Annotated in this window: 12 protein-coding genes; 10 read left to right on the forward strand and 2 right to left on the reverse strand. The window is 38.2% G+C overall.

Annotation, left to right across the window (positions count from 1 at the left end; translation table 11 throughout):
• The first annotated feature begins 150 nt into the window (after positions 1–150).
• The 4 genes from CHB68_RS10105 to ribA all read left to right on the forward strand — a co-directional run bounded on the left by CHB68_RS10105 (position 151) and on the right by ribA (position 3,014).
• Positions 151–558, forward strand: coding sequence for an RDD family protein (locus CHB68_RS10105; RefSeq protein ID WP_089260765.1), 408 nt, complete (start codon positions 151–153; stop codon positions 556–558).
• Between the two features lie 203 nt (positions 559–761).
• Positions 762–1,301 (forward strand): sigma-70 family RNA polymerase sigma factor, encoded by a 540-nt coding sequence (locus CHB68_RS10110; RefSeq protein WP_089260766.1) that lies wholly within the window; start codon positions 762–764, stop codon positions 1,299–1,301.
• 56 nt (positions 1,302–1,357) lie between these two features.
• Positions 1,358–2,239: a PhzF family phenazine biosynthesis protein gene (locus CHB68_RS10115; RefSeq protein ID WP_089260767.1), complete on the forward strand. Its 882-nt coding sequence runs from the start codon at positions 1,358–1,360 to the stop codon at positions 2,237–2,239.
• Positions 2,240–2,378: 139 nt separating this feature from the next.
• The gene (ribA, locus tag CHB68_RS10120) at positions 2,379–3,014 is read left to right on the forward strand and encodes a GTP cyclohydrolase II (RefSeq protein ID WP_218822499.1); all 636 of its coding nucleotides are present in this window, start codon (positions 2,379–2,381) and stop codon (positions 3,012–3,014) included.
• Between the two features lie 20 nt (positions 3,015–3,034).
• Here the strand turns inward: ribA and CHB68_RS10125 are convergent, their stop codons facing one another.
• Positions 3,035–3,646 carry a class I SAM-dependent methyltransferase gene (locus CHB68_RS10125; protein WP_089261248.1) on the reverse strand — a complete coding sequence of 204 codons (612 nt, stop codon included), beginning with the start codon at positions 3,644–3,646 and terminating at the stop codon, positions 3,035–3,037.
• Positions 3,647–3,784: 138 nt separating this feature from the next.
• The gene (locus CHB68_RS10130; RefSeq protein ID WP_089260768.1) at positions 3,785–5,587 is read right to left on the reverse strand and encodes a DUF885 domain-containing protein; all 1,803 of its coding nucleotides are present in this window, start codon (positions 5,585–5,587) and stop codon (positions 3,785–3,787) included.
• Positions 5,588–5,788: 201 nt separating this feature from the next.
• On the opposite strand from CHB68_RS10130, the gene CHB68_RS10135 reads away from it, so the two are divergent.
• The 6 genes from CHB68_RS10135 to CHB68_RS10160 all read left to right on the forward strand — a co-directional run bounded on the left by CHB68_RS10135 (position 5,789) and on the right by CHB68_RS10160 (position 12,583).
• Positions 5,789–7,315 carry a carboxylesterase/lipase family protein gene (locus CHB68_RS10135; RefSeq protein WP_089260769.1) on the forward strand — a complete coding sequence of 509 codons (1,527 nt, stop codon included), beginning with the start codon at positions 5,789–5,791 and terminating at the stop codon, positions 7,313–7,315.
• 167 nt (positions 7,316–7,482) lie between these two features.
• Positions 7,483–9,273, forward strand: coding sequence for a hypothetical protein (locus CHB68_RS10140; protein ID WP_089260770.1), 1,791 nt, complete (start codon positions 7,483–7,485; stop codon positions 9,271–9,273).
• Between the two features lie 92 nt (positions 9,274–9,365).
• Positions 9,366–9,929 carry a TetR/AcrR family transcriptional regulator gene (locus CHB68_RS10145; RefSeq protein ID WP_089260771.1) on the forward strand — a complete coding sequence of 188 codons (564 nt, stop codon included), beginning with the start codon at positions 9,366–9,368 and terminating at the stop codon, positions 9,927–9,929.
• A 62-nt stretch (positions 9,930–9,991) separates the two neighbouring features.
• Complete coding sequence (locus tag CHB68_RS10150; protein ID WP_089260772.1) at positions 9,992–10,555, forward strand: carboxymuconolactone decarboxylase family protein; 564 nt, start codon at positions 9,992–9,994, stop codon at positions 10,553–10,555.
• 275 nt (positions 10,556–10,830) lie between these two features.
• A complete protein-coding gene (locus CHB68_RS10155) occupies positions 10,831–11,481 on the forward strand; it encodes a hypothetical protein (protein WP_089260773.1) in 651 nt (216 codons plus the stop codon).
• Positions 11,482–11,635: 154 nt separating this feature from the next.
• Positions 11,636–12,583 (forward strand): MBL fold metallo-hydrolase, encoded by a 948-nt coding sequence (locus CHB68_RS10160; protein WP_089260774.1) that lies wholly within the window; start codon positions 11,636–11,638, stop codon positions 12,581–12,583.
• Positions 12,584–12,633 lie beyond the last annotated feature (50 nt).

The following is a 12,633-nucleotide window of genomic DNA, read 5'->3' on the forward strand; positions in this document are numbered from 1 at the left end:
ACACAAACCACATGCCTTTTCAATGCCATTTCAACAAAAAACAAACTAGGAACTCGGTAAGCAAAGCTTTAGTTAACTTATTCTAAATCAGCTTAAAAAATTACTAAATTTAACCAAGGCCATTGCGCCAATCATACTAAAAATAACGCTATGCAAGCCCTAACAAAAACCGATTACGCTATATTGCCAGATCGTATAAAAGCAGCAATTATTGATGCATTGCTTTTAATAGCTGCAATGTACGCAGCCTCAGAACTATTGAATTTATTTGACAATGTCCCCAATTATGTTCGTATTGTCATAGCCGTACTATTGTTCATTTTATACGACCCTCTTTTTACGAGTCAATTTGGTGGTACAATTGGCCACTCCTTTAGTAATATTACGGTAAGAAAAGATACTGAAAGGGAAAATTATATTGGCTTTCCCTCCGCCCTTGTGCGGTTTATTTTCAAATTCACCTTAGGCTGGGTATCTCTTTTAACGGTAACCGGAAATAAAAAGAAAAAGGCCGTACACGACTATATTGCAAACTCTGTGGTAGTTACTGACAAATAAATAAACACTTGTAAAAAGCTGAACCTTACTATTTGCCAAGCCAATTATTATCATGTTATTTAATGCATAATTAATTTCCTGTTTATAAAAAAACTATGATTTGGCATCTTATTAGGAAAACGAACATGCTTAATTTGGGACTATATTGATAAACTCACCGTTCATAACTGACAGTGGTGTACAAAAGTTTGTAGATTTAAGGTATGGAAAAGGAAATCACGATTATTTGGAAAGACCTTAGCGAAGAACTCTTTATGTTTATTTTAAACAAAGTTAAAGATGAGCAATCCGCAAAGGATATACACCAGGAGGTTTTTATTAAAGTAATGACCAACATCCATCAATTAAAGCAAATTTCCAGACTTACTTCATGGATTTATCAAATTACCAGAAATAGTATCATTGATCATTTTAGAGGTATTCAGAAAAAGCAGGACATTTCAGTAGCCGAAATTGAATTGCCCGTTTTAGAGTCCAACAATTTTGACTATTCAAGACTCAGCCACTGTATCAACCAAAAAATCAATGCCCTATCCCAACAGCATAAAGAAGCCATTGTATTGACTACTTTTCAAAATTACTCCCAAAAAGAATTGGCCGCCCATTTAAAAATCTCCTATTCCGGTACAAAATCCAGAGTGCAAACAGCCAAGAAAATTTTAAAGGAAACGATTTTGGATTGCCCTAATGTAACATCTGACAAAACCGGTAAAATATTGGATTATAAAAAAAATGATTTTTAACTCCGTCTTTTTCCTCTCCTCTACGTCCCTATTATATAACCTAAAAATTGTATCCTATGGACAAGTCTAAAAAAACAGTTACCGTACAGATTTTGAACGCATTTGCAGAAAATGGTCAGGGTGGCAACCCTGCCGGAGTGGTATTAGATGCAGATGACTTATCGGTTCAGGACAAGCTTCAAATTTCAAAACAGGTGGGGTTGTCAGAGACCGCTTTTGTTTCAACATCAAAGACCGAAGATTTTAAATTGGATTTTTTTACGCCTACCAGACAAATTGCCCATTGTGGCCATGCTACCGTAGCAACCTTCTCCTACCTTAAACAACTAGGTAAACTGAAAAAAAATATATCTTCCAAGGAAACCATAGATGGTAAGAGATCCATAGAACTTAAAGGAGATTTAGCTTTTATGGAACAACTGGCGCCGACCTATACCCAAGTAGATGACCAAACCCATGTCATTTTGAAGTCATTGGGAATTCAACAAACGGACTTATTACCCAATGCCCCTATTGTTGTAGTACATACGGGCAATTCTTTTTTAATGGTACCCGTAAAGGATGAAAATGTACTTGCAAAACTAACCCCACAATTTCAATTGATTACCGAACTCAGTAACGCGCTAAATCTAATTGGCTATTATGTATTTGCTCCCAGCACCCAGTATGATGCCACGGCCAGAATGTTTGCCCCTAGTTATGGCATACTGGAAGAATCGGGAACTGGTATGGCAGCAGGACCCTTAGCATGTTATTTGTATGACAAGCTAGATATAACAAAGGAGGCGTTTCATATTCAACAAGGAAAATATATGTCAAAACCTTCTCCCAGTTTAATCATTGTGCACTTAAAATTACAACAGCATAGTATTAAAAGTGTAATGGCGGGCGGAAAAGGGATCGCTTCCAAAAAAATGAAAATTACTATTAATGCTTAAATTTTTTGGTGCAAAAAAAATAAGATAGGTCTCCGTTTTGGTTGTTCAACGATGTTTTCCATGAAATTTGAAATTTCTTATACTACTTTAATATTTATCAGTTGAAATGTAATTAGTTTTGTTCTGTACGACAAAGTAGATGGAAAAGAACCATTTTGTTCCATTTTATTTGAAATTAGTAGATTTTATCATGAACATTCAATATTCGAATACCGCACAATTACCAACGGCATATGGAAAATTTAACATCATTTCCTTTAAGGAAGAGGGTGTTGATTTTGAGCATTGTGTACTTTACAAAGGGGAATTAGAGGCTAAGGAAAATGTGTTGACAAGGTTGCATTCAGAGTGTCTTACCGGAGATGTGTTCGCTTCAAAAAAGTGCGATTGCGGAGAACAGCTTGAGGAAAGCTTACGGGCCATTGCCGAAAAAGGTAGCGGTATTGTGCTGTACTTAAGACAGGAAGGTAGAGGTATAGGACTTTTCAACAAAATTAACGCCTATGCTTTACAGGATGAGGGACAAGATACCATACAAGCCAACCATTCCTTGGGGTTTGATACGGATTTGAGGGATTTTACCATTGCGGCCAAGGTTCTTGAACATTTAAAAGTAAAATCCATAGAACTGTTATCCAACAACCCGGAAAAGATTGAAGTATTGGAAAATGCCGGAATCATTATTACAAAAAGAGTTCCGCTCATCACCAAAACTAACGTACACAACCAAGATTACCTAAACATAAAAAAGGTAAAGCTTAAGCATTTACTTTAACTCCAAAAACCAACCAATCCTTAAAAAACTTGGTATAATTTGGTTACGATTTTCCCCTTGGCAACCGGCAGACTCAATAATTGAGTCTCCTTTTTTACCTTGAAATTGAACGGTGGGGCCAACAAATCTACCCCGCTATGGTTTTTTAAACGTATGCCCTGCCCCGATATGATATCCTTGTTGGGTTCAAATTCTTGATCAGGCAAATGTTCGGTAAGCAGCACATATTTATAGTGGGCCAATTTTTCCACGATCTGTTGTATTTCCTGATTGCTAAGATGTTGTAAAACTTGCCGTACCACTGCACAATCCGCTTTGGGCAAGGGGTCTACGGCAATATCCAAACAATGAAATTCCAAATTTTCCTGGAGAAATGTTTTTTGATTGTGAACTATAAGGCTTTCAACTATATCAATAGCTATATAATGTGCTGTGTAGGCTACTAAGGTACTGCCTATATTAAAATCACCACAACCAAGATCGCACACTCGTAAAGGACGTTCAAAAGAACCTAGGAACGAGGAGACTACCTCTATATAAGGGGTTACGATCTTTGGTAAGTGAGACCCTTCTCCGGAATAAAATGCTGTTCCGTTTTCTCCCCAAAGTTGCATGGCATAAACCTGTTCCATAGCCGCCTTGGTGGGCCATGGTCTTTTTACTTTTTTAGATGTATTCCCTTTCACGATGCCGTACAACTATTGTCCTTACTGATATAGAAATGCCATAAGGTATTCATCCTTACAGCATTTTACAATATAGTAAAGCATTTACTTTTGTGTGGCTATCCATGTTCTAACCCTACGTTCTAATAATTCTAATGGTAAGGCTCCGCCACCAAGTATGGTATCATGAAATCCTTTGATATCAAAGCTATCGCCCAATTCAGTTTCTGCCATTTTACGTAATTCTTGAATCTTGAGCATTCCTATTTTATAAGATGTTGCCTGCCCAGGCATCACCATATACCGCTGTACTTCCGCTTTCATGGCTCCCTGGGCAATAGATGAATTTTCAGTAAAGTACTTTATACCGTCCGCTTCCGTCCATCCCTTGGCATGTAAGCCCGTATCGACCACTAATCTAATGGCCCGCCAAATTTCGTTCACCAAACGTCCAAAATCATAGTATGGATTTTGATATCCGCCCATTTCCTTGGCCAATGCTTCTGAATATAAGCCCCAGCCTTCACTGTACACACTAAAACCGGCCTGCGTCCTAAACTTAGGCACGGATTCCAATTCCTGTGCAATGGAGATTTGCATGTGGTGCCCAGGATTACCTTCATGATAGGCTACGCCTTCCATTGTTGATTTTGGCATAGCGTTCATATCCGATAAATGCACATAGTAGGTCCCTTTTCTGGAACCATCCGGGGTACCTGCAGAGTAATGTTGTGGCGCACCGTCCTGCTCACGAAATGCCTCCACTCGTTTTACCTGTAATTCCGCTTTGGGCAAAATGCCAAAATAGTCCGGTAGCTTCTTGGTCAAATCGTCCAAATATTTTGTGGATTCATCCAAGTATCCTTGTCTTCCTTCATCTGTATTTGGAAAGAAAAACTGCTCATCAGAATTTACGAACTTAAAAAATGCGTTTAAATCGCCCTCAAATCCTACGTTCTCCTTTATCGCCAACATTTCACTCTTTATTCTAGCTACCTCCTTTAAGCCTATTTCATGAACCTCATCCGCGGTCATACCGGTGGTGGTAAATACCTTTAAACGATAGTTATAAAAATCTTTGCCATTTTCATGCCTACTAACCCCAGTGGGCTTTTCTTCTGCATTATCCACTTCGCTCTCCAACCAACTCAACAGATCGGCATATGCCGGCTTAAAATAGTCATTGATCGCTTTTTCCGATTTCCCGATTAGTTCCGTCGCCTCTTCTTCCGTAATCTTATCCCCGGTCAAAAGCGCATTGATCTTACTTTTCATATCATTAAAGACTGGCGTACCGTCCTTTAATGCCTTTGTTTGGACAATTACGGTTTCAAAGGCAAACCTTGGCGGCAATATACCTGCTGCAGCCTGCTCCTTTGCACGCACTACCAGTTGATCCATTGCCCTACCTGTTTCCTTGATTCTGGAGATATAGGCATTCATATCCACAATACTGTCCACTTTATGAAAGTTGATCAAGTAACTGGGCAACCGTGTATGCATGCCACGCATTTGGTCAAACACATAATCCATATGGCTATAGGCCTCACCTTCTTTCATGATTTCATATTGGTACGTCCATAGATCATAGGATGTGCGGTCCGCATCGCTTAAACTATCATAATCAAACTTTTCATGTAGCTCCTTTGTACTTGCCGCCATCCACGCCAATTCGTTTTCCTCTGCCGCTTTGCTAAGGTCATCGATTTTATCATATTGGTCCTTTCTTCCTTGGGCGGTAAGTGCCAACGGACTCATTTGCAACCGTTCTTCGTATTTGTCATCAAACCATTGGTTCAATTCTGCTGTTTGGTCAATAATGGGCTTTTCTTCTTCCTTACAGGAGGATACCATTAGTAATGCCGTTAAGAACACGCCTTGAGTTACTTGGGTTAGTATTTGTTTCATGTTTGATCAGTTTATATTTAGTTAGTTAAATGCTCATAAGATATGATTACGGAGGTAATTTAAAGATATAGTAAATTGTTTATACCAGCTTCATCAGTACCTATCAAAAAGAAAATAACAATGGGATATTTAGTACCTTGAGATGTCCTCCATAAAAATCAAGACTAACAACCAAAAGTAAATGACCTATAAAACAAATCCATGAAATATTTGCATCTGCTACTTTGTTGCCTAACCTTAGGCTGTAATTTCCCCAGTGAAACCATTGTTGATACGGACAAGGGTAAAATAGAAGGGAGTTATAACACGGATAAAACGGTGCGTATATTTAAAGGTATTCCCTTTGCCTCACCTCCAGTAGGTAATTTAAGATGGAAAGCTCCGCAACCGGTTTTATCATGGAATGGAACTCTACAATGTACCGAATTTGGGCCAAGCCCCATTCAAAATACCCCGGAACCTTTCTATTGTTGGACAGAAGAGTTTATTGCCTTACCCGAACCTTTAAATGAGGATTGCCTATACTTGAACGTATGGACGACTGCAAAGACCAAAACAGAAAAACAACCGGTTTTTGTATGGATTTATGGTGGCGGACTCTCAAGTGGTTCTTCCAATTGTGCTATTTATGATGGTGAGGAATTGGCCAAGAAAGGTGTTGTATTCGTAAGTTTTAACTATCGCGTAGGTATACTTGGTTTTATGGCTCACCCAGAGTTGACTGCTGAATCCGGGAAAAATGCATCGGGCAATTATGGACTAATGGACCAAATAGCGGCGTTAAAATGGGTAAAGAACAATATTGCCGCATTTGGTGGCGACCCATACAATGTAACCATCGCCGGACAGTCGGCAGGGGCGTTTAGCGTGAATACCCTAATTGCCTCTCCCCTTTCCGATGAGTTGTTCCATAAAGCCATATTACAAAGCGGAGGTCTATTGGGAAGCACAAGGACACAATCCCTGGCCGATGCCGAAGCTACCGGAATACGCTTTATGGAAAAGGTCAAGGCAACCACTATCAACGAATTACGAAATTTACCTGTGAAAGATGTACATCTTATCAGTAATGATACCAATGTAGGGCGGTTTGGCATTACAACAGAAGGCTACGTAGTTCCAAAGGATATAAAGGACCATTTTAAAAATGGCAGACAGCATCAAATACCTATAATTAGCGGCTGGGTAACCGGGGACGGAAATTTTTCAGGAGATAATGAAATGACCGTTGAGGCTTATTATAACGAGGCCCAAGAAGAATACGGCGCTAAAGCATCGGATTTTCTAACTATTTTTCCTGCCGAAACAAAAGAGGATGTCAAAAAAGTAAAAAGCAAATTGGGTATGCTGCACTTTGCGGGCGTACCATCACATCTATTGGCAACGTATAATACACAACCCACCTACCTATACCAGTTTGGTCACGTACCACCGGATAAACAGGGTTTTCCCAATTACGGAGCTTTTCATACAAGTGACGTTCCCTATACATTGCACACCTTACATACATGGAAACGGAATTGGCAACCAAATGACAAGATGATAGAAGACGTACTTTCTTCTTACTGGGTGAACTTTGCAAAAACCGGAAACCCAAATAACGACGGTCTACCCACTTGGAAGTCTTACGACGAACAAACTGGAAATATTATGGTCATAAAAGATAATGAACCAAATTCTGAAGAAGGGTTTCTTGGCAATGAATTAAAATTCTTGACCGATCAATAGGGATTGAAAGTTTAATCTATTACATCTAATAACAATTTAATCACCTATTAATTAGCCTATTATGTGAAATTATAGTACAAAACCGATTTTTTTATATTTTCGATTATTTTCGTTATTTAAATATTATCTTCCATTATCGAAAATAAACGAAATATACCGATGCTATTATGAAGACCTATATACTCACTATTGTAGTGCTCATTTTGAATGGTCATTTATCTTTTTCACAACACCAGCAGAATGCCTTACCAGAAAACAACACGGCATTTGCCTACTGGTTAAAAAAATATATACCGGAAAACTATAAAAATGCCACTTTTGACCATCATAACGATTGGTTTCAGGTTAATTTGCCAGAACATAAGCTTACCATTAGTTGGGGAAAAGTAACCTCTACACAATCTGAACTTAGGGAAGTTGAAGGGTTAACAGAAAACGAGTCACTTTTTATAGGTAGACAAAAAGAGGAAAATTGGACGGATCTGCCAGGTATTGAATACTACCCTGAAATGGGCTATTATATTACCCAATATAAAGAGGCCACCATGGGCAGTTTTAAAGTTAGGCCTTTGACCGTACTACAGTTTGATGGAGATTCTAAAAATTTCATAGATGAGTTGGTTAATGCCTTTTCCCGGACATCTTCGGTTTCCGAGCATGATTTTATGTATTGGGTCAAAGATTACATAAACAACATCTACCCCTCACAAAAAGTAGCATATCACGGTGCATGGTACCAATCTGTAATACCGCAATTGGACCTAACGGTCACTTGGGGAACAATGGACAAACAGCAAATGGTCATTAAAGACCTTTATGGGGTACGTGAAGACAAATCATTTTTTATAGAAAAAAATTCTGTTGAAGATTGGAATAAATTTCCGACCATAACTCACAAGCAAGGTCTTGGCTATTACCTATCTACTTATAACGCACCTACCATGGGCAATTTTGAGGTAGGCAATAGTTGCGTAATCCAATTTAACGGCAATGCCAATGCGTTCGTTGACCAAATGTACCAAGCATGGCAAGCATCTGCACACTTTTATCAACATAATGGCAGTGAACCTACAGCAGGAATAGGATATCAGCCATTTCCTAAAAACGTAAGGGTAACCAAGGTAAAACATTTTGATAATATGTGTTGGAAAATTGCCGCCGCTGGTGGTACCTGGTATTTTGAAAATGGGGAAACAGATGGTAAAACCGGCTTTAGCAGCGCCTTTGATCAAGCTGGCAATGATTGGATCGGTAACGATGCGGATAAAGGCTATAATACCTCATCATCCAATGGAGGTAAACATGAATACCGGGGCTGGCCAAACTTTGGAGAAGGTAATTTCAACCATCCACAGCGCAAAAGCAACGCTACATCTTATTGGACGGATGCAAAAGGAAATCCAATAGCATTTAATCACATTTTAGAGGGCGATCATTTAATCATGAGAACTTCAAATGAAACGTATGATCTGGAATATCACTTTTACCCTACACATGCCACTATTAAAATAATAAAGGCGAAAGACAACTACGCATTTTTATATGAAGGTCCTGTGGGTGGCGAACAAGAAGCACCGATAGAAAAAGATTATTATGTATTGAAGGATGGCGTACATAGAACATTTGTAGAAGGCGGTTTAGGTTATTTAAATCCTGAGTTCGGCAACAAATTTCCTTCCCCTTACTTCTATTTGGCCGATAGTGACCCTAAGGATACCCAGGTTTTTTATGTTGGAGTAAAAGACACAGGTCCAACTGCTGCGGGAGATGAAGGTTGGCGACAAGGCGATAATATGGTAATCTTCAGTTTTGGAAGGGATGAGGACAAGCGCGCTTATACAGGTAACGAGGCCATATGTGTTTTTGGATTCTACCCTAAAGGCCCACATGATCAGATTTCAACCTTCATTGAATCTAGATTAAAACAACCCTTTACACCGGTCATGAAAACGGATTGACACCAAAATTTAAACATGCATAACACAAACATTTGTTAAAAGGTTTTTATATAACTAAACGAATGGTTAGTTTTGTAATGGATTTATAGCATATGGCGCGTAAAAAACAATATATAGAAAGTGAGGTTATTGACAGGGCAATGCAATTGTTCTGGCGTAACGGATATGAAAGTACTTCTATGCATATGTTGGAGCGTGAAATGGGCATCAATAAATTTTCAATTTATTCCAGTTTTGGCAATAAGCATGGTGTTTTTTTGGAATGCTTAAAATCTTACAAAAAACGTGTTCATGCCATTTTTGAAAAATTTAAAAAGGCCAAAAATGGCGTTGAGGATATCAAGGCATTTTTTTACGACTCTGTTGCAATAGGAAATATGAACGGAAATCAAAAAGGTTGCCTAGTCACTAATACATACTATGAATTTGCCCATAGTGATGATCAATTGGTGAAAGAGGAAATGGAAAGTTTTATGAAGAACCTTAAACAACTTTTTATAGAAAAACTTAAAATAAACACTGAAAAGGACCTTGACACTATAGAGCAACAGGCCAATTATTTATTACTTGCCAAACATGGCTTGGCGGTGGCAACAAAAGTAAATTCCAACAAAGAAATTGAAGATTATATTGAAATGACATTCAATAACATTTAACCCTTTTTTTTAACCTAAAACTAAACGACTGTTTAGTTATTAATTTATTTAAATTTTATATTATGACAACATTAAAAATACATGACATTGCATCTGCTCCTGAAGGAAGTAAAACGCAATTAGAGGAATCCGTAAAAAGCTTTGGAATGCTTCCCGGGCTACATGGTGTTCTTGCCGGATCACCCCAATTGTTACAGGCATACAAATCATTACATGAACTATTTTCAAACTCATCGTTCAACAATGATGAGTTGACCGTAGTTTGGCAAACGATCAATGTAGAGCACGCCTGTCATTATTGTGTGCCCGCACATACAGGAATTGCAAAAATGATGAAGGTTGATGATAGCATAACCAATGCCCTACGTAATGAAACACCATTGGAAAATACCAAGCTAGAGGCGTTACGTAAAATGACCTTGACCGTTGTAAGAAATAGAGGCCATGTAACCTCTGAGGATTTAGAGGCGTTCTACGCCGAAGGTTATGGTGAACAACACGTATTGGACATTATTTTGGGTGTATCTCAAAAAGTGATCAGCAATTACACCAACCATATTGCCAACACACCGGTAGATGCCCCTTTTCAAAAGTTTGCATGGTCCAAGGATAATGTAGGCGTATAGCCCTTAAAAACAACTAGGCAAACCTTCTACCCATACGGTAGAAGGTTTTTTTGTTTCAAACTACTTATATATTGATCCGTGCATTCACTCACGCCAACCATGACATTGTTCTTTTATCAAAATTCAAGTCCTTCAATGTTAGCTATGCCTAAGAAATACTATTGCGCCAATAAACATTTTATTCCGTTGCATAGATTCCTATACCATAGCTCTTGATGAAAATTAGATTTTAAGAATATGTATCTTTAGCGCACCATTAACTACAGCTTAATTTCATGTACAAAAAAACGCTATTCGTAGTATTGACTACTCTATTACTTACCTCCTGCTGGAAAGATAAAAGTCCAGAAGACCTTATACGCTTAAAGGATAAATTTAAATCACAGGTCAATGCATTTGAAAACAAAAAAGAGACCGCTAATAAAAATGTAAATAAGGGCTTGGCATCTTTGAACGCTTTAAAAAGTGCTTTGGAAGAAACCAAAAACGAGGACAAGGAATTCGCCAAGGTTTATGGGGATTGGGAAAAAGTAGATCGCCGTGTTCAAAACCTAAACAAGGAATATGAAGATTTAAAGGAAAAGGCATCCAATCTTTTTGCTGCCATGGAAAAGCAGACAAACAGCCTTAGTGACGAGACCAGTAAAAAAACTCTACTAGGCGCTATAAAAAAGGCCCGTGACAAATATAATGGTACTTTGGCCAATACCTCCAAAGCAATAGATAAATTAAAATTACTTCATGGAGATGCCGTAGAAGTGGTCAAGGCTTTGGAAGTTGCAGCGGCACTGAATTCTTTTGATAATATCAACGACCAAATGAAAAGTATTGAAGGTAGGGTAGACGGAATTATGCAAGAACTTAATGTAGCCGTAGTTGAAAGTAAAAAATTATATGAAAAAAAAATAACGGAATTAGGTGAGTAACCTTGCCACCCAAACCCTTTTTTAACTTTATACCAATCTATTTCTTGCTTGATTAACGGTATCGTTTTACAACTTTTTTAAAATTGATTATTTTAAAACGGACCTCTAATTATAGTGGTTGCATGAATCTTATTGTAAAAATAAATCACATAAAATGAAACAAATTATATTCCTATTAAGTATTGTATTCATATTTGGTTGTAATTCAAAAAAACAGCAAGCAGATAATCCCCCTAATACTTCAAGTAAACTTAAGGACAACAAAGACGAAATACCTGAAGGAATGCGCAATTCCCCCTTATTCGATACCACTGTGGTAACGCCAACCCAATTATTTGATAATATTTATTATGTAGGATATAAAGGGGTTGGATCTTTTGTGGTCACCACTTCGGAAGGCATTATCCTTATAGATGCAATGTGGACCTCAAATGATGCAGAAACCGTCATCGTTCCCCGTATTAAAGAACTTGGTTTGGACCCCAATTCCATAAAAAAACTTATTGTCACCCATGAACATGCAGACCATTATGGAGGTGCTCGTTATCTGGAAAAAAACTATAATGCCAAGGTAATGATGAGCAAAGTTGCGTGGGAGGGATTGCACGACCCCAATGCCAGAGTACTCGTGGATCCTTTTGGGAATAAATCCAGTGATTTATCTGTGCCAAAAAATTACATGGAATTAACGGATAAACAATTAGTGACCTTGGGCAATACGTCGATCCAAATTTTATTGACCCCTGGGCATACCCAGGGCGCCATTTCCATGATTATCCCAACAACTGACCATGGCGAACCCCATGTGGTGGCAATTTGGGGCGGAACAGGTCTACCGGATACGTTGGAAGAAAATAAAACATATTTAAATTCATTGAACTATTTTGCCTCTCAAGCGGTTACGCAAAACGTAGATGCACAAATTTCAAACCACCCTTTTTCCAACGATCTTCTTGACAAAATGACGGCACTAAGATCTAGAAATCCTAATGACACCAATCCTATTATTGTAGGTACTGAAAGTTTTAGCACAACTATTGACACTACCTTGCGTAAAAATGTTCAGGAAAAAATTGAACTTTTAAAGAAGAAGGACCAATAAATAGAAAAGTTTAGTTGAACATATTTCTTTGTGAACAACGTTTTTAGCAT

The sequence above is a fragment of the Maribacter sedimenticola genome (assembly GCF_900188415.1).
GTDB classification, from domain to species: Bacteria; Bacteroidota; Bacteroidia; order Flavobacteriales; family Flavobacteriaceae; genus Maribacter; species Maribacter sedimenticola.